This is a genomic window from Streptomyces sp. NRRL F-5135, assembly GCF_000719775.1.
Lineage (GTDB): Bacteria > Actinomycetota > Actinomycetes > Streptomycetales > Streptomycetaceae > Streptomyces > Streptomyces hebeiensis.
Genome location: NZ_JOHR01000007.1, coordinates 495,217 through 517,714 on the forward strand (window position 1 = coordinate 495,217; position 22,498 = coordinate 517,714).

Here is a 22,498-nt window from a genome sequence, read left to right on the forward strand (position 1 = left end):
GGCCGTCACCGGGGGATGCCCGCGGTCAGGAGGTCCACGAAGCCGATGTCCTCGCGCGCGACGCCGAAGACCTCGGCACGCAGAAGCGTGCGTTCGGCCCAGGCGCGGTGCGGCCTGGCCTCGTTCATCTTGTTCGTGTACGCCGAGCGCAGCACGCCACCTCCGTCACGTTCCGGCCGCAGGATGTCCTGCGCATCGCTGAACTCCTCATGGCTGACGACCGAGAGCGCGTGGACCGGGGGGACGTGGGAGGGGTGGATGCAGGTCTTGCCCAGGAGTCCGTTGGCCCGGTCCAGGGCGATCTCACTCAGCAGCCCGTCCATGTCGTGTTCGATCAACGTCGTGCGCAGTTCCTCGGCGCTGCCTTCGAGGAAGGGACTGCGCCGCAGCTGCGGTTTGAACATGCGCTCCTGCAACCGGAAGTACTCCCAGACGGGACCGGTGATCGTGAAGCCGGTACCGTCGGCACGGCCCAGCACGTTGACCACGTCGGCGATGACTCCGGCCACGATACGCACGTCGTACGCCGTCATGTCGGGGGACCTGCGCAGTCCGTATGCCGAGCAGAAGTCGGTGACCCCCAGCCGCAGGGCGAGGACCCGGTCGCGGTACTTGTCGACGGTGGTGGCGATGCCGGTGAGGGTGGCGGTCCTGGTCTCCAGGTGCAGCAGCTCGGGCGACTCGAGGACCGGCATCGCGTACAGCTTGTGTCCGCTCACGCTCTCCGCGTCGACGAGCGCTTCCAGGAAGGGGGTACCGCGCTCCTCGGTGAACTTGGGGAGTACGAATCCGGACAGCGGCCGGACAGCCGGGCCGAGCCGTTGTACGAGGTCGGGAATCTGCTCCGGTTCCCGGACACGGATGAACAGCAGCGGGGTCTCGGCCCCCTGCTCGGCAAGCTTCTCGAACTGCCGGACGAGGTTGATCTCGGCGCCCTCGACCTCGGCGTCATGGATGGAATCCTCCAGGCAGAGCACCATGGAGACGACCCCGCGCCGGGCGAGCTTGAGCACGTCGTCGGCGAGCCGCGGCCTGGTGGCCGGGCTGTAGAGCGTGGCCCCGAGCGCCGCCGAGAGCAGGTCGGCCGGGGAGCCGGCGTGGAAGTCGCACGGCTCCTTATGGAACAAGCGCTTCCGGACAGCAGGCGAAACATGCCCGTAATGACGCATTTATAGCCCCCGTACTGCCGAAAATAGCCTGTCGGTCATGTGGCCGGTAATAGTACGTATGGACGGGTGTCAAGAGTTCCCCCGGTACATGAAATCCCGGTGACCCCTCGTTCACCCGGCCTGCCGGCGGGCGGCGTGGACCGGCCCCGCGTTGTCCACGCGGGCGCCGGGAGGGCAGGATGACCGGCATGACGCACGCGATGCTGAAGGGCTCGAACGTCCCCCTCGACGCCATGGCCGTACGGGCCGTGCTGCGCTGGTCCCCGGGCGCCGGGGTGCCCGACGTGGATGCCTCCGCCCTGTTGCTCGGGGCGGGCGGCCGGGTGCGCTCCGACGAGGACTTCATCTTCTACAACCAGCCGCGGCACCCGTCGGGGCTGGTGCGGCGGCTGTCCAAGAAGCAGGCCGGTGACACGCTGACGGACACCGTGGAGGCCGACCTCGCCTCCCTCGACGCCTCGGTCGAACAGGTGGTGCTCGCGGCTTCCTCCGACGGAGGAAGCTTCCAGCACGTGAGCGACCTGCGGGTCGAGCTGTACGACGCGGGTGCGGCCGACGGCGATCCGCTGGCCGTCTTCGACGTACGGCCCGAGACCGGCGAGGAGACCGCGATCATCTGCGGCGAGCTCTACCGGCGCGGGGAGGGCTGGAAGTTCCGTGCGGTCGGCCAGGGCTACCCGACCGGGCTGGTGGGGCTGGCCACGGCCTTCGGTATCTCGGTCGACGAGAGCGAGCAGGGCGCGGGGGACGACTCGGCGGAGGAGGGTGCCGGTGTCCGGACCGAAAACGCCCGGCCCGAGGACGTCCAGACCGACGGCGCCGAGTCCGACACGGCGCAGGCCGAGGCGGAGCGGCCCGCACCCGGACAGCCTGTCAACGACCCCGCGGCCGTCACCTCGGCGCTCCCGGCCCCGGCGGCCGACCGGCTGCCGCCGCCGCCCGGCCGGCCACCCGCCCAGCCGGCCGTACCGCCCGCGTACGGATACCCGCAGCCCGCGCTGCCTTCGGCGCCGCCCAGCTATGGCTATCCCCAACCGGTGTCGTCGCCCCAGCCCGCCTACGGCTATCCACAGCCGGCCGCCGCGGCGGCTCCCGCTCCGGACCCGAACTTCCGGCTGCCTCCGATGGGGCCCCAGTTCGTCCGCTCCTAGAGCCCGGCCGTCTCCGCACACGGCGGCCGCCTCTCAGGCCTTCGTCTTGTAGCCACGCCCCCACTGGAGGCCCCAGCCGTACAGCCGGTCCAGCTCGGCCTGGAAGCCGTAGACGAACTTCACCTCGCGCCGCACGACCAGTTCGCCCTTGACCTTCTCCAGCGAGAACACCGCGCAGGAGCGGGCCTCAGGGGCGTCCTCGTCCAGTTCGATCTCGACCCGTGGGCCGCTGCTCGGATAGAGCGTGACCATGGCGTGCGTACGGTCGAAGGCCGGCGTCTGGTCGTAGATGTAGACGAAGAACAGCAATCGCTTGATCTCGTCCTTCTGGTCGAGGTTGACGTAGACCGTCTCGCCCGAGCCCGCGCCGAACCGGTCGTCGCCGCTCAGCTTCACGTACGGCGGCCCGTTGAGGTCACCGAGGAAGTTGCCCAGCGGCTGGACGACTCCCTTCGTGCCGTCGGTCATCTCGTACATGCACCCGAGGTCCAGGTCCACGTTGACCACGCCCTGCGTATGCGCCTGGACGACCTCCGGCTTGAACATCTTGAGCGGATTGCCCAGCAGCCGCCCGCTCTGCCGTCGGCGCTCGATGTCGGACGTGCGCATCTGCCAGGAGAGGTTGACCCGCAGATTGCCGGTGGCCGCGCCCTGCTTGGTGAGCGAGATCGTCGGCCGCCGCTTGGTCAGTCCTATGGCGTTCGACACGGCGTGACCCGTGTCGAATTGTGATGCCCTTTGCCCCGGCAACAGATTGTCCCAGAAGGCCATGCCCACCCCACCTCTGTCGTCAACTCGCCGTCGGTCACGGAAACATGTCGCGGAACACAGAACGAGGGCGGCCGAGAGGCTCGCGCCCGTCGGCCGCCCCGTTCAGAGCGTTCCCGAAAACCCCTCCGGATCACACCCCGGAGGACCGGCTCACCAGAGGCTCACCGGAGCACGCGCGTCAGACGCGCAGCGCCTCCTTGCCCTTGTCGGTGCCCTGGCCGCCCTCGTCGGCCTCCAGCGCCTTGTTACGGCGTACGGAGGCCAGGAACGAGGCGGCGATCAGCACGACTCCGACCAGGCCCGTGATCACTTCGTTGATCGAGTGCTGGATCGTGATCAGCAGGATCACGGCCAGGGCACCGATCGCGTAGTGCGCGCCGTGCTCCAGGTAGACGTAGTCGTCCAGGGTGCCCTGGCGGACCAGGTAGACCGTGAGCGAGCGGACGTACATCGCGCCGATACCCAGGCCCAGTGCCATCCAGAAGATGTGGTTCGTGATCGCGAAGGCGCCGATCACCCCGTCGAAGGAGAAGGAGGCGTCCAGCACTTCCAGGTAGAGGAACAGGAAGAACGCGGCCTTGCCGGCCAGGCCGACCGCGGAGACCTGCTTGCCCTCCGCCTTCGCCTTCTCTTCCTCCTCCTGCTCGCGCTCCTCCTCCTCTTCGAGGCGGTTCTCGAAGAAGCCGGAGAGCCCGCCCACGACCAGGTAGGTGATCAGGCCCGCGACACCGGCGAGCAGCACCGTCGCCGACTTGTCCTGGTAGCCCGTGCTGGTGTGGGCGTGGGTCGCGAAGGTGAGCGCCGTCACGAGCAGGACGATCAGGGCGATGCAGACCGACAGCATGTCGACCTTGCCGAGCTTGGCCAGCGGCCGCTCCAGCCAGCTCAGCCAGGTGATCTCCCGCTCCTCGAAGATGAAGTCGAGGAAAATCATCAACAGGAACATGCCACCGAAGGCGGCGATCGCCGGGTGGGCGTCGGTGACCAGGTCCTCGTACCGGCCCGGGTCCTGCATGGCCAGCTCGACGGCCTCGATGGGGCCGACCTTGGCACTGATGGCGACGATGACGACGGGAAAGACCAGCCGCATACCGAACACGGCGATAAGAATGCCGACCGTGAGGAAGATCTTCTGCCAGAAGGCATTCATCTTCTTCAGAACTCCGGCGTTGACGACCGCGTTGTCGAAGGAGAGCGAGATCTCAAGGATCGACAGGATCAGTACGACCCCGAACGCCTCCCACCCCCACTGCCAGGCCGCGAAGGCGAGGCCGAGCGCCGTGACGGCGAACGACCAGCCGAAGGTTTTCAGGATCACGTGCCACTACCCCATCTGGTGATTAACGGGTTTTCCCCCGCGCAGCGTACAGCTTTACGAAACGTTGACCCCGAAGTCTAGAGCGATACCCCGCAGGCCCGACGCGTACCCCTGGCCCACCGCCCGGAACTTCCACTCGCCGCCGTAGCGGTACAGCTCGCCGAAGATCATCGCTGTTTCCGTGGAGGCGTCCTCGCTGAGGTCGTACCGCGCGAGTTCGTTGTTGTCGGACTGGTCGACCACCCGGATGAACGCGTTGCTGACTTGTCCGAACGTCTGGCCACGGGCGTCCGCGTCATGGATCGAGACGGGAAAAACGATCTTGTCGCAACCCGCCGGCACCTTGGAGAGGTCGACCAGCAGGGACTCGTCGTCACCCTCGCCCTCACCGGTCAGGTTGTCACCGGTGTGCTCGACCGAGCCGTCCGGACTCTTGAGGTTGTTGTAGAAGATGAACCACTCGTCGCCCAGCACCCGGCCCGAGGCGCACAGGAGCGCGCTGGCGTCGAGGTCGAAGTCCGCTCCGGTGGTGGAGCGCGCGTCCCAGCCGAGTCCGACCATGACCTGGGTGAGGTTCGGTGCGGCTTTGGAGAGGGAGACATTGCCTCCCTTGGCGAGTGTGACACCCATGCTGATTCCTCCCCGATGAGGTGTTGCCGTTCCGTGCCGGCCGGCCAGGACGTCGGACGCGGACAACGACGCGCCTGACGTCCTGCCCGCCGGGCGCCTGTTCATGCCGTTCGCGGACGGTTCGTTCCCGTACCGATGCGCGTCCGGCGCCGCACGGGAGAGTGTGCGGCGCCGGGCGCGGACGGTCGTACAGGTGGACTGGTGACTAGTACCGGGAGGGGCACTAGTGGCGGCTGAGCGGGAGCGCGGCTCAGACGTTCACGCCGAAGTCCTGCGCGATACCGCGCAGGCCCGAGGCGTACCCCTGGCCGATGGCCCGGAACTTCCACTCCGCGCCGTGGCGGTACAGCTCGCCGAAGACCATCGCGGTCTCGGTCGAGGCGTCCTCGGTGAGGTCGTACCGCGCGAGCTCGTTGTTGTCGGCCTGGTTGACCACGCGGATGAACGCGTTGCGCACCTGGCCGAAGGACTGCTGGCGGCTCTCCGCCTCGTAGATCGAGACGGGGAACACGATCTTCTCGACATCGGCGGGGACCGCCGACAGATTGACCTTGATCGCCTCGTCGTCGCCCTCGCCCTCACCGGTCAGGTTGTCACCGGTGTGCTCGACCGAGCCGTCGGGGCTCTTGAGGTTGTTGAAGAAGACGAAGTTCCCATCGGCGGCGACCTTGCCCTCGGCGTTCGTCAGCAGCGCGCTGGCGTCGAGGTCGAAGTCGCTTCCGGTGGTCGTACGGACATCCCAGCCCAGACCCACGGTCACCGCGGTCAGGTTGGGCGCGGCCTTGGTCAGCGAGACATTGCCGCCCTTGCTGAGGCTGACTCCCACGAGTCCTCCCTATGGTTTCTCGGGTCCGGCGCCCCTGGCAGGCGGCTGACGCCGCGGGCCGCGCGTCCCCTGAAGCGTTGGCATCGGATCAACGACTGGATCCTAGTGACCGGTTCCCCGTCCCTCGGCGATTTCGCCGGGACGGGGCGGTTTCCGGCGGAACACCCCCCTATGAGGGGGGCTCCGGCGGGAACACATCCCCTGGTCGGGGTTCCGCCGGGGCCGCCCCGGTCAGACGGTTTCCGGCGGGCCGGCGGAGCCGGGGCTCAGATGGCGGCGAGCGCCTTGACGTAGTCGTCGAGATCCCGGGCGTCCGGCAGGCCGTTCACGACGGTCCAGCGGACAATGCCCTCCTTGTCGATGATGAACGTGCCGCGGACCGCGCAGCCCTTCTCCTCGTCGAAGACGCCGTACGACCGCGACACCTCGCCGTGCGGCCAGAAGTCCGACAGCAGCGGGTACTCCAGGCCCTCCTGCTCGGCGAAGACGCGCAGCGTGTGGATGGAGTCGTTCGAAACGGCGAGGAGCTGGGTGTCGTCGTTGACGAACGAGGGCAGCTCGTCGCGCAGGGCGCACAGCTCGCCCGTGCAGACGCCGGTGAAGGCGAACGGGTAGAAGAGCAGCACCACGTTCTTCCCGTCCGCCCCCTTGAAGTCGGAGAGGCGCACGGTCCGCCCGTGGTTGTCCGTCAGCTCGAAGTCCGGGGCGGGGGTGCCGACCTCGATCGCCATGGGTGCACGTCCTTTCAGATGGCTCGGCAGTCATCAGCGGCCGGACGGCTCAACAGGGGCCGCGGGCTCGACCGATGCCCGCGGCTGCCGTCCGGCGCTGTCCACCCTACGCACAGGGCCCCCGCCGACCGAGGTCGACGGGGGCCCTTCATGGCCGCCCGGTCCGTATCCACGGGCCGGGGCCGATGTTCTGGATGTCTCGCAACGCCGGGTGCGACGCCGGTGACGCCCGGATCAGCGCTTGGACCTGGCCGCCTTGGGAGTGACCAGCCGACTGGCGGTCCAGTCCTTCCCCGCGCTGATGCTCTTGGTCTGGGACAGGCCCGCGGTCTGCGCGGCCTCGTTGATGTCGCTCGGTTCGACGTAGCCGTCACGGCCCGTCTTGGGCGTGAGCAGCCACACCGCTCCACCGTCCTCGATCAAACCGATGGCGTCCACCAGCGCGTCCGTAAGGTCGCCGTCCTCGTCACGGAACCACAGCAGGACGGCGTCGGCCACGTCCTCGTAGTCCTCGTCGACGAGCTCCTGGCCGATGACGGCCTCGATGGACTCGCGGAGCTCGTGCTCGACGTCGTCGTCGTAGCCGATCTCCTGGACCACCTGTCCGGGTTCGAACCCCAGCCGTGCGGCCAGGTTGGTCCGTTCCTCCGCGTGGTCCGCGGTCGCGCTCACGGATTGCCTCCTGATCATGTTCGGGAAATGCTTCAGCCGCGCGCGTACGCGGGGCACTGGCCGTAGTCCACACGGGCGGGGCGGATCGCGCAAGTACCCGGCCGCCGAGACCGCCTAAACGGTGACGATCCGGGCCGCTTCACCGCAACTCCTGTCACTTCCGCACCACCCTCCGTGACGGAGGTCGTACACTTCCGCCTCCTTTGCCATGGTATGCCGCTTCGGCGTGCCTTCGGGGCCGGGATCTTCCGACGGAAAACGTGCGCGAGTTGGGCGTAAGGTTGCGATTTGACGGGCACGACGAGCGGTGACAGGCGCGGCGAGCAGCCCGGGCACGGCGACCGGGCCCGTCCGGGGGCGGGGTTCCCAGGGGAACACCCGCTGCCCCACAGTAGAGGTCCACAGTAGAGGTGACGTATCTGTCGTCGCGGTCCACGAAGGAGGCGGCGCGGCCGCCTCGGAACGCGGAGGAGCAGTACCCCGACGGCGTGCGCCGCACCGACCGTGAGCGCGGGGCACGAGACGACCGACAGTGAAGGAACAGCGTGGCTTCCGGATCCGATCGCAACCCGATCATCATTGGCGGCCTTCCCAGCCAGGTCCCGGACTTCGATCCCGAGGAGACTCAGGAGTGGCTCGACTCGCTCGACGCCGCCGTCGACGAACGGGGGCGTGAGCGTGCCCGGTACCTGATGCTCCGGCTGATCGAACGGGCCCGCGAGAAGCGCGTGGCCGTGCCCGAGATGCGCAGTACGGACTACGTCAACACCATCGCGACCAAGGACGAGCCGTTCTTCCCCGGCAACGAGGAGATCGAGCGCAAGATCCTCAACGCGACCCGCTGGAACGCGGCCGTGATGGTCTCGCGCGCGCAGCGCCCGGGGATCGGCGTCGGCGGGCACATCGCCACCTTCGCCTCGTCCGCCTCCCTGTACGACGTCGGCTTCAACCACTTCTTCCGCGGCAAGGACGACGGCGGGGGCGGCGACCAGATCTTCTTCCAGGGACACGCCTCCCCCGGTATCTACGCCCGCGCCTTCCTGCTCGACCGGCTGAGCGAGGAGCAGCTGGACGGTTTCCGGCAGGAGAAGTCGAAGGCGCCGAACGGCCTCTCCAGCTATCCCCACCCCCGGCTGATGCCGGACTTCTGGGAGTTCCCGACCGTCTCGATGGGCCTCGGCCCCCTCGGCGCGATCTTCCAGGCCCGGATGAACCGGTACATGGAGGCGCGCGGTATCGCCGACACCTCCCGGTCGCACGTGTGGGCGTATCTGGGCGACGGCGAGATGGACGAGCCCGAGTCGCTGGGCCAGCTCTCGATCGCCGCCCGGGAGGGCCTGGACAACCTCACCTTCGTCGTCAACTGCAACCTCCAGCGCCTCGACGGCCCGGTGCGCGGAAACGGCAAGATCATCCAGGAGCTGGAGTCGCAGTTCCGCGGCGCCGGCTGGAACGTGATCAAGCTGGTCTGGGACCGCTCCTGGGACCCGCTGCTCGCCCAGGACCGGGACGGCGTGCTGGTCAACCGGCTGAACACCACGCCGGACGGGCAGTTCCAGACGTACGCCACGGAGACCGGCGCCTACATCCGCCGGCATTTCTTCGGCGACGACCACCGGCTGCGGGCCATGGTCGAGAACATGACCGACGACCAGATCCTGCACCTGGGGCGCGGCGGTCACGACCACCAGAAGGTGTACGCGGCGTACGCGGCGGCCAAGGCGCACAAGGGCCAGCCGACCGTGATACTGGCGCAGACCGTCAAGGGCTGGACGCTCGGGCCGAACTTCGAGGGCCGCAACGCGACCCACCAGATGAAGAAGCTGACCGTCGACGACCTCAAGGGGTTCCGCGACCGGCTGCACCTGCCGATCACCGACCGGCAGCTGGAGGACGGCCCGCCGCCGTACTACCACCCGGGCCGGGACTCGGAGGAGATCCAGTACATGCACGACCGCCGCAGGTCGCTGGGCGGCTATGTGCCGACCCGCGTCGTGCGGGCGAAGCCGCTGAACCTGCCCGGGGACAAGACCTACGCGGCGGTGAAGAAGGGCTCGGGCCAGCAGTCGATCGCCACCACCATGGCGTTCGTCCGGCTGCTGAAGGACCTGATGCGGGACAAGGAGATCGGCAAGCGCTTCGTGCTGATCGCGCCCGACGAGTACCGGACCTTCGGAATGGACTCGTTCTTCCCGAGTGCCAAGATCTACAACCCGCTGGGCCAGCAGTACGAGTCGGTGGACCGCGAGCTGCTCCTGTCGTACAAGGAGTCGCCGACGGGCCAGATGCTGCACGACGGCATCTCCGAGGCGGGCTGTACGGCCTCGCTGATCGCGGCGGGATCGGCGTACGCGACACACGGCGAACCGCTGATCCCCGTGTACGTCTTCTACTCGATGTTCGGTTTCCAGCGGACCGGTGATCAGTTCTGGCAGATGTCCGACCAGATGGCGCGCGGATTCGTTCTGGGCGCGACCGCAGGCCGTACGACACTGACCGGTGAGGGACTTCAGCATGCGGACGGCCATTCGCAGCTGCTGGCCTCGACCAACCCGGCGTGCGTCGCGTACGACCCCGCCTACGGCTTCGAGATCGCGCACATCGTCAAGGACGGCCTGCGCCGGATGTACGGCCATGCCGCCCCGGGCGAGGACCCGGACGTCTTCTACTACCTCACGGTCTACAACGAGCCGATCCAGCACCCCGCCGAACCGGCCGGCGTGGACGTCGAGGGCATCGTCAAGGGCATCCACCTCTTCCGCGAGGGCGCCGGCGGCTCGATCCCGGCCCAGGTCATGGCGTCCGGGGTGGCCGTGCCCTGGGCGGTCGAGGCGCAGCGGATCCTCGCCGAGGAGTGGGACGTCAAGGCCGACGTGTGGTCGGCGACCTCGTGGAACGAGCTGCGGCGCGACGCCGTCGAGGTGGAGCGGTACAACCTGCTGCATCCGGAGGAGGAGCAGCGCGTCCCGTACGTCACCCGCAAGCTGTCGGGCGCGCGCGGACCGTTCGTGGCCGTCTCCGACTGGATGCGGTCGGTGCCGGACCAGATCGCCCGCTGGGTCCCGGGGCCGTACCAGTCGCTGGGCGCGGACGGCTTCGGCTTCGCGGACACCCGGGGCGCGGCCCGGCGCTTCTTCCACATCGACGCGCAGTCGATTGTCCTGGGCGTGCTCACGGAGCTGGCCAAGGAAGGGAAGATCGACCGGTCGGCGCTGAAGCAGGCGGTGGACCGCTATCAGTTGCTGGACGCGTCGGCGGCGGACCCGGGCGCGGCCGGAGGCGACGCCTGACCCGACGCGTGAACGCGCGCGCGGCCCCGGAGGGCGGCGGGACATCAGAGGTCCCGCCGCCCTCCGGACGTTCCCGGACCCGGCGGCGCTCAGAGACCCGGCTCCGCCGGTGGTCCCGGACCCGGTCCCCGCGGTGGTCCGGGACCCGGACCCTGCGGTCCCGGACCTCACCTCTCCCAGACCTTGAACGCCCGTACGCGGTACGGCGACCGCGGCAGCCACGTACCCCCGCCGGGGTACGTCTCGAACTCCGCCGTCTCCCCGCACTCCTCCGACTGGTAGGTCGTCACCGGCCGCCCGGTGCGATTGGCCAGCGACTGGACGCTCGTGCCCTTCGGCAGCGGCACACAGCTCTCGATGTCGATGCCGGCCAGTTCGTACGTCTTCCGCGCGCCCTTGAAATCGTCCTTCTCCCAGAGGCACAGCTCCCCCGCCCCGCACTGGCCCAGGCGGACGGGCGCGGCCGCCGCGCGAACAGCCGGCGCGGACGACGTTGGCGCCGCGGCCTCCGCCGCCGTGCCCGCCGTCCGCGGCAGGAGCGCGGCGACGGCCAGCGCACCGACGGCCGTGGCCCTCCGCACACCGGTGAGCGGAAACGCGGACGTGCTCGCGGTCATTCGCATATGGATCTGCCCCCGTGTCGAGTCCGCCGGCACATCGGGCGATGCGCCGGTCGACCTCCAGCCTGACCTGCGAAGTAAGGCCCGTGGAAGGGCTCGCGTCCCGGGCCACCCGGATAGGCGACAGCCCTGGCGGAACCTTCCGGCAGGGCCGTCTCGGCCATCGAATTGACGCCCGGTCAACCGGAGGCTGACGCCAGACGCGCACTCTCCCCGCTCGCCACACCCGCGTCGACGGCCCGCTTCGTCAGCGGCGCGCCGGGAGCCACCACGACCAGACTCACGACCACGGCCACGCTCACGGCCATGACCACGGCCACAGTTCCGCCACGGCCACGGCCACGCAGACCGGGTACCGGCACGCGGCAGCAGGTCCGTACGCGTGAACCGCGACACACGTCCGTACGCGTGAACGTGGTCCCGCGCACGCGGTCCGAGTACGGGCACACCTCGCCCCGCTCACACGCCGCCTTCCGCGCCGTACCCCATGACGCACCGCAGAGTGTGCGGAAAATTCACACTGCGTGAGGTTACCGTCGGTCCAATCCTCCGGGGCCCGTGATCTGTCTCACCACTCCCGTCCCTCGTCGCGAGGCCCCCCGCCCGCGGCCTAGGGTTATCCCCAGTGACTTCCTTCGATTCCTCCCCCACCCTCAACGCATGGCGCGCACTCCTGGCCCTCGCCGTCGTGTTCGTCATGCTGGCATCCACCGGGTGGACCGCCGTGCAGCGCACACGCGGTCCCGGAGAACCGCTGAAGGCCGCGTTGGCGGCGTGGGAGAAGGACCGCATAGGAGCGCGCCGCCTCCCGGACCCGCACTCCGCGCCGAAGCGGCTCGCCGCCTTCTTCGCATCCTTGTCACCCGTTCAACGGGAACGGCTCGCGACCCGCTACCCGCTCGTCGTGGGAAACCTCAACGGCGCTCCCGTCACGCTGCGGTACCGGGCCAACCGGATCGCTCTCATGCAGGCGCGCCAGGTGGAGGAGCACCGGATGCGCGACAGCAGGCTGTCGCCGGACGGCAGACACCAGGCGGGGCGCCGGATGAACCGCTTCGAGTCCCTGCTGAGCACGGGGCGCCAGATCCTCGCGTTCAACCCGTCGGGCAAGGGCCGGGTCGCCGAGGTCTTCGGCGACCTCGACCGGGCGCGGCACGTCTCGGTCGTGGTGCCGGGCGTCGACACGAACGTACTGACGTTCGAGAAGACCGAGCGCTACTACACCGCGCCGGTGGGCATGGCCGAGTCGCTGTACTCGGCCGAGCGCGTGGCCGGGCCCGACGCCCGCGCCGCCGTCATCGCCTGGGCCGATTACACGGCCCCGGCCGGCCTCGGGGTGGACGCGGCGATCGGGAAGCTCGCCGAGGACGGTGCCGTACGCCTGGCCGCCCTCACCGCCGCGCTGCCCGGCACGTCACGCGTCTCGCTGTTCTGCCACAGCTACGGTTCCGTGGTGTGCGGGGTCGCGGCGCGCGCCCTGCCCTCCCGGGTCACGGACGTGGCGGTCGCGGGCAGCCCGGGCATGCGGGTCGAGACCGCGCGGCAGCTGCGCACCGCAGCCCACGTCTGGGCCATGCGCGACCAGGACGACTGGATCCAGGACGTGCCGTACCTGGCGGTCGGCGGGCTCGGCCACGGCGCGGACCCGGTCACCCGGGCCTTCGGCGCCCGGGTGCTCTCGGCCTCCGGGGCGGCGGGGCACGCGGGGTACTTCCAGCCGGGCACGGAGAGCCTCGACAACTTCGCGGACATCGGGGTCGGCGCGTACCGCGCGGTGACCTGCGCGGACGGCGCGACCGCGTGCCGGAGCGGGCTCGCGGTGGCCGGGGTGAGCCTGGCGGGCTGACCGCCGCCCGGGCCGACCGACCACCGCCCGGGCCGACCGACCTCCGTCTTGGGAACCTGCCGACCACCGCCCGGGCCGACCGACCTCCGTCTTCGGACCTGCCGGTCACCGGCCCCGGGCCGGCCGCCCGCCGGCCCCAGGCCCTGTCGCCCGCCGGCCCCGGGCCCTGTCTCATGCGCCGGACGCGCGTAGAATTCGTACGCTTCGGCAGGGGACGTGCGGCCGCTCGCGGCCTACGATGAGGCACATGGGTGATGTGCTGGCGGGGAATCATGCCACCTGGGAGTTCGACAGCGACTCCGTGCTCATCCGTTTCGAACGGGGGGCACGGACGGGGATACGGACACCGAAGCTCTTCCAGGCGCTCGGCGAACGGCGCGTCCCCTACGAGGCGCTGTCGTCGGTGACGCTCGGTCCCGGAAAGCGCGGGACGGTGGTGCTGCGTGCCGTGCCGAGACCCGGCGCCGACCCGCTGGTCGAGGCCGCGGCCGGGCAGCTCAAGGAGAGCGTGGATCCCTACCGCCTGGTCCTGCCCGCCGACCGCGAAACGCTCGCGGAGTACTACGCGGACGAACTGCGCGCCGGCATCCGCGACGGGCGGGAACCGGCCGAGCGTTACCTGGTCGCCGCGCCCGAGGCTCCCCTCCAGTTCAAGGCGTACGACGCCAAGGCGTCGTTCGACGGGAAGAAGGTGTCCTTCCGCTGGTTCTGGACGGGCGCTTCCACGGCGAAGTGGAAGGCCGGCGACCAGGTCCTCCCGGTCGGTGAGCTGGAAGGGGTCGAGTGGCGCTCCCCCGAGCTCTTCAACGGCTACCTGCGGATGCTGCGCCGCGACGACGTCACGGGCACGGCCGCACCGGAGCCCGCGCCCGCGGACCACGACCCGGCGGCCGTCGTCTTCGGCCTCGGATACGGACCGGTGCACGAGTCACTTCCGTTCGCGGCGGCTGTCCTGGAGGCGGTCCAGGGCGCGTCGGCACGCCGGCCGCCGGCGGACCGCGCGCTCGTCGCGGCGGGTGCCGTGGCGACGGCGGCGGTACGGAGCGATCCGGCGGATGTGGCGGAGCGGATACGGCACCTGGGGGAGCTGCACCGGGCGGGGCTGGTGACGGACGAGGAGTTCTCGGCGAAGAAGGCGGAACTGCTGGCAGAGCTGTGACCAGGCCGGGTCCTGCCCCGATGTCGCCGGTGCGCTCATACCTCAAGATGACGCCGGTACGGTCATACCCCGGTATGACCCCGGTGCCGGTCCCCGGTATGACGTCCGCCCACCGTCCGCGCCCTACGCTGGTGCGCGCCATGCCTCCCCCGCCCACGCGTCCCCGCACCGCCGCGCTCCGTACGGTCCGCGCGCTGGTCACGGCGCTGCGCACGCCCGCCGAGTCCACCGAGCCGCTGTTCGCGCACGCGCCCCGGCGATGGCAGCGGGTCGCGCCGTACGTCGTGGCGTTCGGCTTCGCCGTGACGCTGCTGCCGGTCACCACCACCGTCCTCACCGAGGACTACCGGCTCGGCGGCGGCTGGTCGGGGGCCCTCGCTACCGTGCAGGCCGCGCCCTTGCTGCTCGCCGTGACCCGTCCGCTGTCCGCCTGGTGGATCGTCTTCGGCGCCGATGTGCTCGGGGGGATCCTGCTCTGGGGCGCGGACGGCCTCGCGGGCCGCCCCTGGCCGTGGACCCCCATGGTGGTCGTCGGCTACCTGCTGCTGATGCTCTGTCTCGGCCTGCGGGAGTCGCGCCGTACGCTGCTCGCCGTCTGGCTGGCGACCGGGCTGGCCGGGCTCTTCTTCGAACTGCTCTCACAGGACCGCAGCGACGGCAGCCATCTGCTCCTCTTCGTGCTCAGCGGGGTGTTCCTCGTCGTCGCCGCCGCGCTGCGGGAGCGCGGCGACGCCCAGCGCAAGCTGGCGGAGCAGGAGACGATCAGCGAGGCGGAACGCTCCCGGCGCACGCTCCTGGAGGAACGCGCGCGTATCGCCCGCGAGTTGCACGATGTGGTGGCGCACCACATGTCCGTGATCACCGTGCAGGCCGATTCCGCCCCGTACCGGATCGACGGCCTGCCCGGTCCGGCGCGCGAGGAGTTCGACACGATCGCCGCGAGCGCCCGGGAGTCCCTCGCGGAGATGCGGCGGCTGCTCGCGGTGTTGCGCAGCGACGGTTCGGAGGGCGAGCGGACGCCGCAGCCGGGGCTCGACCGTCTCCAGCAACTGGTGGAGGCGACGGTCCGGGCGGGGGTGCCGGCCGAGTTGTCGCTGCCCGCCGAGCTGGGCGCCGTACCGCCGGCCGTGGACCTGTCCGCGTACCGCATCGTGCAGGAGGCCCTGGCCAATGTCGTACGGCACGCCTCCGGCGCGCGCACCCGGGTCTCCGTGGCCGGCGACGGCTCCTGGCTGACCGTCCTGGTCGTCAACGGGCCGGCCGCCGAGCGCACCGCGCCGCTGGAGACCACGGGGACCGGTCACGGCCTGGTGGGGATGCGGGAACGGGTCCGGCTGACCGGCGGCACACTGGACACCGGCCCGCTGCCGGACGGCGGCTTCCGGGTCGCCGCCCGGCTCCCGTTGGCCACCGGTGGCTCCGCTGTGGCCGATCCCGCCCCCGAAGCCGGCCTCCGTCCCGAAGCCGCCCTCCGTCCCGGAACCGACCGCGACCTCGACCTCGACTCCGGACCCGGCCCCGGACCCGGTGTCAAGGCGACCGGCGCCGGCTCCGTACCCGTTCGATCCGCCACCCCCGAACCGGAGGACACTCCTTGACGATCCGCGTGGTCATAGTCGACGACCAGGCCATGGTCCGCGCGGGCTTCGCCGCGCTGCTGTCCGCCCAGGCAGACATCGACGTGGTGGGCGAGGCGCCGGACGGCCGCCGGGGCGTGGAGGTGAGCCGTACCGTCCACCCCGACGTGGTCCTGATGGACGTCCGGATGCCGGAGATGGACGGACTGGCCGCCGCCCGCGCACTGCTGGACCCGCCGCCCGGGGTGGTCCACCGCCCCAAGGTGCTGATGCTCACCACCTTCGACGTGGACGACTACGTGTACGAGGCGCTGCGCGCCGGCGCCTCCGGCTTCCTGCTGAAGGACGCGCCCCCGGCCGATCTGATCGCCGCGGTTCGGGTCGTCGCGGCCGGCGAGGCACTGCTCGCACCGTCCGTGACGCGTCGGCTGATCGCGGACTTCGCCCAGCAGCGGCCCGCCGCGCGCCGGGCTCCCGCCCAGCGCCTGCGCGGCCTCACCCCGCGCGAGACCGAGGTGCTCGAACTGATCGCGCGGGGCCTGTCCAACCAGGAGATCGCCGGGCGGCTCGTGGTCGCCGAGCAGACAGTGAAGACGCACATCGGCCGGGTGCTGGCCAAGCTCGACCTGCGGGACCGGGCGCAGGCCGTGATCTTCGCGTACGAGTCGGGGCTGGTGACCCCCGGCGACGCGCCCGCCTGAGACACGGGCCCGGCCTGCCCCGGACCGACCCCGGAGCTGATCCGACCTGCCGGACCCGACCCTGCACGGCCCCTGACCGGCCCGAACCGGCCCCTCGTGCCACCACACCGAGCCGGACCGGCTGCTTCCGCCACCACACCGGTCCGGACCGGCCCGTCCTGCCGGCCGCTCCGACCGGCTCCTCCTGCCACCGCCCCTACCTCGGTATCACCTTCCAGTTGGCTCCCCGGTGTGACGTCCTGTCGCACCCCGTCTCCGTACCTTCCGGCTCGCCACTTCTCAGGACGAGCCACACAAGGAGACGGACATGCACCGCCACAGGAGGGCCCTGGCCGCCACCGCGCTGGTGACGGCCCTGGTCGGGGGAACGGCGGGATGGGTCTCGGGGGACGCGCAGGAACCCGTCACCGGACCACCGCCCGGGAGCGCGGCATGGCGCGCGGACGGTTCGCTGGGCCGGGCGCTGCCCGACCCCGGGACCACGGAGCCGGGCGCGGTCGCCCGCTTCTTCGCCTCGCTGACGGGCGAACAGCGGGAGCGGCTGGTCCGCCGGCACCCGCTCGTCGTCGGCAATCTCGACGGCGCCCCCGTGGCGCTGCGGTACGCGGCCAACGCCCGTGCCGTACGGGCCACGCACGACCCCCGGTTCGCCGGGCTCGCGGCGCCCGGCCGGCGCATCCTCGCCTTCGATCCGCGCGGCCGGGGGCAGGTCGCCGAGGTGTTCGGGGAACTGGCCGCCGCCCGCCGGGTGTCCGTCGTCGTCCCCGGCTCCGACATCGACGCGGCGGGCTTCGACCGCGCGCGTGACCGGTACGGCACCCCCGCCGGCATGGCCAGGTCGCTGCGCGCGGCGACCGGCGAGCGTACGGCCGTGATCGCGTGGGCCGGTTACACCACCCCGCGCGGGATCGGGCCGGCCGCGGCCACCGGGAAGCTCGCCGAGGCCGGTGCCGGGCGCCTGGTGCGGCTCACCGAGGGGCTCGCCGCGGTCGGGGCGGAGAAACCCGTGCTGTTCTGCCACAGTTACGGCTCCGTCGTGTGCGGGCTCGCCGCCCGCGAGGTGAACGCCTCGGACATCGTCGTGTTCGGCTCCCCGGGGATGCGCGCCTCCCGGGTGGCCGATCTCCGGACCGACGCGCGGGTGTGGGCCGCCAAGGATCAGGACGACTGGATCGCCAAGGTCCCGCACGTCGAGTTCGCGGGCCTCGGGCACGGCCAGGATCCGGCCGCCGCGTCCTTCGGCGCCCTCCGGGTGCCCGCCGACGACGCCCGCGGACACACCGGCTACTTCGCGCCGGGCACCGACTCGCTCCGCGCGTTCGCCGCCATTGCCCGGGGGGAAGCCGGCACGGCCCGTGCGGAGGCGGTCCGATGACGCTCGCCACGGTCGTCGCGACCATAGAGGCCCGCACACCCGCCGGCCGTGACCGCGCCCTCGACGGCCTGCGCGCGCTCGCGCTGCTCGCCGTGCCCACCGGGCACTGGCTGCTCGGCGGCTTCACCCTGGACGGAGCCGGCACGCTGCGCAACGCGAGTCCGCTGACCGCCATGAGCGGCTTCGCGCCCCTGAGCTGGGTGCTCCAGATGCTCGGCGTCTTCTTCCTGGTCGGCGGCTACGCGTCCGTGCTCTCCTACCGCCGGAGGCCGGCCACGACCGCCGCCTGGCTTCGGCAACGCGTGGTGCGGCTGGGACGGCCGGTGCTCGGGGTGACGGCCGTGTGGGCGGTGCTGCTCCCGGCCCTGTACGTGGTGGGCGTGCCCGCCACCACCCTGCGCACGGCGTCGACTCTCGTGATCCAGCCGCTGTGGTTCGTGGGGATCTACGTCGTCGTCACGGCGCTGACCCCGTACTGTGTGCGCGCCGCGCGCGTGGCGGGGGCCTGGGCCGCCGCTCCCCTGCTGGGCGCGGTGGCCGTCGTCGACCTGCTGCGCTACGGCCCCTGGGCCGACGCGATGCCGTCCTGGCTGAGCGCGGCGAACCTCCTGCCGGGCTGGCTCTTCGCCTACCAGCTCGGCGTCTGCTGGGCCGAGGGAGCGCTCGGCCGGCGCACGGCCCGCGCGCTGCTGGCGGGCGGCGTGGCACTGTTCGCGGCACTGCTGCTGGTCTTCCACTACCCGGCGTCGATGGTCGGCGTGCCCGGCGCGGTCCGCACGAACTCGCACCCGCCGTCCCTGCTGGTCCTCGCCCTCGCCGCCGCGCAGTGCGGCGCGGCGGTCCTGCTCCGGGACCGGATCGGGCGGCTGCTGGCCAGGCCCGCCGTCTGGGCACCGGTCGTGGTGATCAACCTGTCCGCGATGACGATCCTGTGCTGGCACCAGAGCGCGATGCTGGCGGTCGCCGTGCCCGGATCGTTCCTGGGCCCGGTCGCGGGGCTGACGACCTCGCCCGACTCGCTCGGCTGGATCGTGGCCCGGCTGACCTGGCTCCCGCTGTTCGCGACCCTGCTGGTCGTGATCGGCCGGTACGCGCGCGGCTTCGACGGGCCCTGGCGCACGGGGAACCCGGCCGCCACGGCCTGGCGAGCGGCGGCGGGGCTGCTGGCGGCGGGCTTCGGCCTCTTCGCGCTGGGGCTGGTGTGAGGCGCGGTCCCTGCCGTGCGGTGCCCCGCCGGAGCCCGGGCCATGGGGTCGGGCCCCTGGTCCCTGGCCCGGCCCCCGGGCCGGGGGCCCGGTCCGGGGTCTCCAGGTCCGGGATCCGGGGCCCGGAGTCCGGGATCCTGGCCCCTGGCCAGGCCCCGGGTCCCGGCACCCCCGGCTCCGGGACCCGCGGGAACTCCAGGGTCCCGGACCCGGTGAATCCGGGGCCGCAGGCCCCAGGCGGAGGTCTACTCCCGGCTCTCCGGGGTGACACTCATGTCGGCGTACCGGCCACCGGCCACCTGCCCCGCGATCGGCTCCAGCAGCTCCAGCTCGCTCGCGGTGAGGATCAGATGCGTCGCCCCCGTGTTCTCCTCGACCCTGCTCCGCCTGCGGGTGCCCGGGATGGGCACGACGGCCACCCCGTGCACCGCCGCCCGCTGCTGCACCCAGGCCAGCGCGACCTGGCCGAGCGTGGCGCCGCGCCCCTCGGCGATCTTGCGCACCGGCTCCAGCAGGGCGGCGTTCGCGCTCGCGTTGCTGCCGGTGAAGCGGGGCTGCGCGCGGCGGAAGTCGTCGGCGCTCAGCTCCCGGTCGGCGTGCACGAACGAACCGGTCAGGAAGCCCCGGCCGAGGGGGGAGTACGGCACGAGCCCGACCCCCAGCTCCACGGCGGCCGGCACGACGTGCCGCTCGATGTCCCGGCTGAACAGCGACCACTCCGACTGCACCGCCGTGATCGGGTGGACGCCCTGCGCGGCCCGCAGTTCGCCCGCGGTGACCTCGCTCAGCCCCAGGTACTTGACCTTCCCCTCGGTCACCAGCTCGGCCATCGCCCCGACCGTCTCCTCGATGGGGACGTCCACGTCGCGCCGGTGCATGTAGTAGAGGTCGATCTCGTCCACGCCGAGCCGCCGGAGGCTGGCCTCCACGCACTGACGCAGGTACGGCCGGTCGTTGCGGATGATCCGCCTGGCCGGGTCGGCGGGGTCGAGGCCCAGCGAGAACTTCGTCGCCAGCACGATCTCGTCGCGGTGGGCCCGGACGAACGGCGAGATGAACTCCTCGTTGGCCCCGGACCCGTAGACGTCCGCCGTGTCGTACAGCGTGACGCCGAGTTCGAGGGCGCGCTCCAGAGTGGCCCGCGCCTCGTCGACGTCGTCCGTCGGACCGTACGCGAAGCTCATGCCCATGCAGCCGAGGCCCTGGATGCCCACCTCCGGGCCACCTGCCCCCAGGGCCACCTTCTGGATCTTTTCCGTCCTGTCGGACTTGCTGTCGCTCATGAGGTGTCAGACCCTCTCCGACGCCGTGCGGGCGTCCGCGTAAAAGCTGATCTTGTGGTCGAGTACCGCGACCGTGTCCTGGAGCTCCGCGATCCTGTTCAGCACATCACGCCTGGTCCGCTCCAGCAGCTCCTGCCGTTCCTCGAACGTCTCCTGGCCCACCCGGATCAGTTCGGCGTAGCGGACCATGTCGGCGACGGGCATCCCGGTCAGCCGCAGCTTCCCGACGAAGCCGAGCCAGTCGAGGTCCCGGTTGGAGAAGCGGCGCTGGCCGGTGTGCGACCGGTCGACGTGCGGCATCAGGCCGATGCGCTCGTACCAGCGCAGGGTGTGCGCGGTGAGCCCGGTGAAGGCGGAGACCTCGCTGATCGTGTAACGGTCCGCTCCGTCGGGGCGGGGATGGGAGCGTGGCGCCTCGGCGCAGCTGGTCACGCGATCCGTCCGTACAGGGCTGCTCTCGATCAGCGTCATGGCTTCCACGCTAGATCCTTGGAGTGCGCTCGAAGCAAGGATCCGTCACCGGAAACCGCCGAAAGGGACGGATACGCGCCGTCCCGCGCCGGAAGGAGGCCGGTACGAGGCCCGTACGAGGCCGGTACGAGCCACGCCACCGGGCCCGTCCGCTCCCGGTCCGTGCCCCGTGGGCAGCCCAGTAGGCTCTGACGCATGCAGAGCCTGGCCCTCATCGAGAACTGGCCCGTGCCCACCGCCGCGGCCGCCGTCGTACGCGCGGACGGCCGCGTCGCGGGCCGGCACGGTCCCACGTCGCACCGCTTTCCGCTCGCCTCCGTGACCAAGCCGCTCGCCGCCTACGCGGTGCTCGTGGCGTACGAGGAGGGGGCGCTCGAGCTGGACGAGCCGGCCGGGCCCGAGGGCGCCACCGTACGGCACCTGCTCGCGCACACCAGCGGCGTGGCCTTCGACGAGCCCCGTGCGTCGAGCGCGCCCGGCACGCGCCGGCTGTACTCGAACGCCGGGTTCGAGCTGCTGGGCGACCACGTCGCCAAGGCCACCGACATCCCCTTCGCCGACTACCTGCGCGAGGCCGTCCTCGAACCGCTCGGGATGACCAGCACCTCCCTGGAGGGCTCGCCCGCCAAGGACGGCGTGTCGACCGTCGACGACCTGGTGCGGTTCGCCGCCGAACTCCAGGCGCCCCGGCTGCTCGACCCGCGGACGGTGCTGGAGGCGATGACGGTGGTGCACCCGGGGCTGGCCGGGGTGCTGCCCGGCTACGGCCACCAGAAGAACAACGACTGGGGCCTCGGTCTCGAGATCCGCGACGCCAAGTCCCCGCACTGGACGGGTGCCACGTCCTCGCCGCGTACGTTCGGGCACTTCGGCCAGTCCGGCACGTTCCTGTGGGTCGACCCGGACGCGGGCGCGGCCTGCGTGGCGCTCACCGACCGGGACTTCGGCTCGTGGGCGGTCGAGGCGTGGCCGCCCTTCACGGACGCGGTGCTCGCCGAATTGCGCGCCGGCTGAGGCCGAGCCCCTCAGGGGTCCTCAGCCCGTCATCTCCCACACCAGCACCTCCGCCGCCCCCTCCGCCGTCAGCTCCGGCCCGTCCGCGTCGGTGATCCGCGCCGCGTCGCCCGGCCCCAGCCGGCGGCCGGCCGGGCCGTCGAGCCGTACCGCGCCGCGTACGACGTGGACGTACAGGAAGGGCGCGGCCGGCAGGACCGAGCGCGCGCCGTCGGCCGGCCGGCGCACGTGCAGCACCGCCCCGGCGCCGGGCACCGCGTAGGGCGTGGTGTCGGCGATGCCCCGCACGATCTCGTACACGGGCTCGCCGCCCGTCTCCAGGGGCGCGAGCCACGTCTGTACGAAGACCAGCGGCCGGTCCCCGTCGTTGCGCTCGACGTGGCGCACCCCGTCGGCCGCGCCGAGCCGCTGCACGTCCCCCGGCCGTACGACCGTGGCGTGCCCGGCGGAGTCACGGTGGGTCAGCTCGCCCTCGACGACCCAGGTGACGATCTCCGTATGGCTGTGGGGGTGCTCGTCGAAGCCCGCGCCCGGGGCGAGCCGCTCCTCGTTGCAGGCGATCATCGCGCCGAAGCGCACGTTGTCCGGGTCGTAGAAGCGGCCGAAGGAGAAGGCGTGCAGGGACTCGATGCCGGCGGCCCGGTCGCCCCCGGCGTAGCGCCGTGCCGCTTCCTGTACGTGTCTCACAG

At 71.4% G+C, this 22,498-nt stretch carries 20 protein-coding genes; 9 read left to right on the forward strand and 11 right to left on the reverse strand.

Annotation, left to right across the window (positions count from 1 at the left end):
• Window positions 1–5: 5 nt before the first annotated feature.
• On the reverse strand, window positions 6–1,169 hold the full coding sequence (locus IG02_RS0114705) for an HpcH/HpaI aldolase/citrate lyase family protein (RefSeq protein ID WP_030746692.1): 1,164 nt from the start codon (window positions 1,167–1,169) through the stop codon (window positions 6–8).
• A 179-nt stretch (window positions 1,170–1,348) separates the two neighbouring features.
• On the opposite strand from IG02_RS0114705, the gene IG02_RS0114710 reads away from it, so the two are divergent.
• Complete coding sequence (locus IG02_RS0114710) at window positions 1,349–2,320, forward strand: TerD family protein (protein ID WP_030746695.1); 972 nt, start codon at window positions 1,349–1,351, stop codon at window positions 2,318–2,320.
• A gap of 33 nt (window positions 2,321–2,353) precedes the next feature.
• Here the strand turns inward: IG02_RS0114710 and IG02_RS0114715 are convergent, their stop codons facing one another.
• The 6 genes from IG02_RS0114715 to IG02_RS0114745 form a co-directional block, all read right to left on the reverse strand.
• On the reverse strand, window positions 2,354–3,091 hold the full coding sequence (locus tag IG02_RS0114715) for a TerD family protein (protein ID WP_030746697.1): 738 nt from the start codon (window positions 3,089–3,091) through the stop codon (window positions 2,354–2,356).
• 178 nt (window positions 3,092–3,269) lie between these two features.
• Window positions 3,270–4,409 carry a DUF475 domain-containing protein gene (locus tag IG02_RS0114720; RefSeq protein ID WP_030746699.1) on the reverse strand — a complete coding sequence of 380 codons (1,140 nt, stop codon included), beginning with the start codon at window positions 4,407–4,409 and terminating at the stop codon, window positions 3,270–3,272.
• A 54-nt stretch (window positions 4,410–4,463) separates the two neighbouring features.
• The gene (locus tag IG02_RS0114725) at window positions 4,464–5,039 is read right to left on the reverse strand and encodes a TerD family protein (RefSeq protein ID WP_030746701.1); all 576 of its coding nucleotides are present in this window, start codon (window positions 5,037–5,039) and stop codon (window positions 4,464–4,466) included.
• A gap of 250 nt (window positions 5,040–5,289) precedes the next feature.
• Entirely contained in the window at window positions 5,290–5,865 is a 576-nt protein-coding gene (locus IG02_RS0114735; protein ID WP_030746703.1) for a TerD family protein, read from the reverse strand.
• A 266-nt stretch (window positions 5,866–6,131) separates the two neighbouring features.
• Entirely contained in the window at window positions 6,132–6,596 is a 465-nt protein-coding gene (locus IG02_RS0114740; RefSeq protein WP_030746706.1) for a peroxiredoxin, read from the reverse strand.
• Window positions 6,597–6,830: 234 nt separating this feature from the next.
• Entirely contained in the window at window positions 6,831–7,268 is a 438-nt protein-coding gene (locus IG02_RS0114745) for a DUF3052 domain-containing protein (protein ID WP_030746709.1), read from the reverse strand.
• A 545-nt stretch (window positions 7,269–7,813) separates the two neighbouring features.
• Here IG02_RS0114745 and aceE point away from each other — a divergent pair.
• Window positions 7,814–10,558 (forward strand): pyruvate dehydrogenase (acetyl-transferring), homodimeric type, encoded by a 2,745-nt coding sequence (aceE, locus tag IG02_RS0114750; RefSeq protein ID WP_030746712.1) that lies wholly within the window; start codon window positions 7,814–7,816, stop codon window positions 10,556–10,558.
• A 167-nt stretch (window positions 10,559–10,725) separates the two neighbouring features.
• Here aceE and IG02_RS0114755 read toward each other — a convergent pair whose 3' ends face one another.
• Entirely contained in the window at window positions 10,726–11,175 is a 450-nt protein-coding gene (locus tag IG02_RS0114755; RefSeq protein ID WP_078854472.1) for a peptidase inhibitor family I36 protein, read from the reverse strand.
• Window positions 11,176–11,803: 628 nt separating this feature from the next.
• Here IG02_RS0114755 and IG02_RS0114765 point away from each other — a divergent pair.
• From IG02_RS0114765 to IG02_RS0114790, 6 genes are all read left to right on the forward strand, one after another.
• Window positions 11,804–13,024 (forward strand): alpha/beta hydrolase, encoded by a 1,221-nt coding sequence (locus IG02_RS0114765; protein ID WP_030746718.1) that lies wholly within the window; start codon window positions 11,804–11,806, stop codon window positions 13,022–13,024.
• A 247-nt stretch (window positions 13,025–13,271) separates the two neighbouring features.
• Window positions 13,272–14,183, forward strand: coding sequence for a DUF4429 domain-containing protein (locus IG02_RS0114770; protein ID WP_030746721.1), 912 nt, complete (start codon window positions 13,272–13,274; stop codon window positions 14,181–14,183).
• 140 nt (window positions 14,184–14,323) lie between these two features.
• Window positions 14,324–15,781, forward strand: a complete 1,458-nt coding sequence (locus IG02_RS0114775; RefSeq protein ID WP_199814015.1) for a sensor histidine kinase — start codon at window positions 14,324–14,326, stop codon at window positions 15,779–15,781.
• On the forward strand, window positions 15,778–16,461 hold the full coding sequence (locus tag IG02_RS0114780) for a response regulator (protein ID WP_030746727.1): 684 nt from the start codon (window positions 15,778–15,780) through the stop codon (window positions 16,459–16,461). The genes IG02_RS0114775 and IG02_RS0114780 overlap by 4 nt, the downstream gene beginning before the upstream one ends.
• Window positions 16,462–16,768: 307 nt before the next feature.
• A complete protein-coding gene (locus IG02_RS0114785) occupies window positions 16,769–17,836 on the forward strand; it encodes an alpha/beta hydrolase (RefSeq protein WP_030746731.1) in 1,068 nt (355 codons plus the stop codon).
• Window positions 17,833–19,041 (forward strand): acyltransferase family protein, encoded by a 1,209-nt coding sequence (locus tag IG02_RS0114790; protein WP_030746734.1) that lies wholly within the window; start codon window positions 17,833–17,835, stop codon window positions 19,039–19,041. The genes IG02_RS0114785 and IG02_RS0114790 overlap by 4 nt, the downstream gene beginning before the upstream one ends.
• 245 nt (window positions 19,042–19,286) lie before the next feature.
• Here the strand turns inward: IG02_RS0114790 and IG02_RS0114795 are convergent, their stop codons facing one another.
• The gene (locus tag IG02_RS0114795; protein ID WP_030746738.1) at window positions 19,287–20,324 is read right to left on the reverse strand and encodes an aldo/keto reductase; all 1,038 of its coding nucleotides are present in this window, start codon (window positions 20,322–20,324) and stop codon (window positions 19,287–19,289) included.
• Window positions 20,325–20,330: 6 nt separating this feature from the next.
• The gene (locus IG02_RS0114800; protein ID WP_030746740.1) at window positions 20,331–20,795 is read right to left on the reverse strand and encodes a MerR family transcriptional regulator; all 465 of its coding nucleotides are present in this window, start codon (window positions 20,793–20,795) and stop codon (window positions 20,331–20,333) included.
• Between the two features lie 195 nt (window positions 20,796–20,990).
• On the opposite strand from IG02_RS0114800, the gene IG02_RS0114805 reads away from it, so the two are divergent.
• Window positions 20,991–21,809, forward strand: coding sequence for a serine hydrolase domain-containing protein (locus tag IG02_RS0114805; protein ID WP_030746742.1), 819 nt, complete (start codon window positions 20,991–20,993; stop codon window positions 21,807–21,809).
• Window positions 21,810–21,830: 21 nt separating this feature from the next.
• On the opposite strand, the gene IG02_RS0114810 is transcribed toward IG02_RS0114805, so the two are convergent.
• The gene (locus tag IG02_RS0114810; RefSeq protein WP_030746744.1) at window positions 21,831–22,496 is read right to left on the reverse strand and encodes a pirin family protein; all 666 of its coding nucleotides are present in this window, start codon (window positions 22,494–22,496) and stop codon (window positions 21,831–21,833) included.
• Window positions 22,497–22,498 lie beyond the last annotated feature (2 nt).

Bases quoted from the DNA above. Each gene is read 5' to 3' on its own strand.
- IG02_RS0114705 (WP_030746692.1), bottom strand. From the start codon at position 1,169: ATGCGTCATTACGGGCATGTTTCGCCTGCTGTCCGGAAGCGCTTGTTC.
- IG02_RS0114710 (WP_030746695.1), top strand. From the start codon at position 1,349: ATGACCGGCATGACGCACGCGATGCTGAAGGGCTCGAACGTCCCCCTC.
- IG02_RS0114715 (WP_030746697.1), bottom strand. From the start codon at position 3,091: ATGGCCTTCTGGGACAATCTGTTGCCGGGGCAAAGGGCATCACAATTC.
- IG02_RS0114725 (WP_030746701.1), bottom strand. From the start codon at position 5,039: ATGGGTGTCACACTCGCCAAGGGAGGCAATGTCTCCCTCTCCAAAGCC.
- IG02_RS0114740 (WP_030746706.1), bottom strand. From the start codon at position 6,596: ATGGCGATCGAGGTCGGCACCCCCGCCCCGGACTTCGAGCTGACGGAC.
- IG02_RS0114755 (WP_078854472.1), bottom strand. From the start codon at position 11,175: ATGACCGCGAGCACGTCCGCGTTTCCGCTCACCGGTGTGCGGAGGGCC.
- IG02_RS0114770 (WP_030746721.1), top strand. From the start codon at position 13,272: ATGGGTGATGTGCTGGCGGGGAATCATGCCACCTGGGAGTTCGACAGC.
- IG02_RS0114775 (WP_199814015.1), top strand. From the start codon at position 14,324: ATGCCTCCCCCGCCCACGCGTCCCCGCACCGCCGCGCTCCGTACGGTC.
- IG02_RS0114785 (WP_030746731.1), top strand. From the start codon at position 16,769: ATGCACCGCCACAGGAGGGCCCTGGCCGCCACCGCGCTGGTGACGGCC.
- IG02_RS0114790 (WP_030746734.1), top strand. From the start codon at position 17,833: ATGACGCTCGCCACGGTCGTCGCGACCATAGAGGCCCGCACACCCGCC.
- IG02_RS0114795 (WP_030746738.1), bottom strand. From the start codon at position 20,324: ATGAGCGACAGCAAGTCCGACAGGACGGAAAAGATCCAGAAGGTGGCC.
- IG02_RS0114800 (WP_030746740.1), bottom strand. From the start codon at position 20,795: ATGACGCTGATCGAGAGCAGCCCTGTACGGACGGATCGCGTGACCAGC.
- IG02_RS0114805 (WP_030746742.1), top strand. From the start codon at position 20,991: ATGCAGAGCCTGGCCCTCATCGAGAACTGGCCCGTGCCCACCGCCGCG.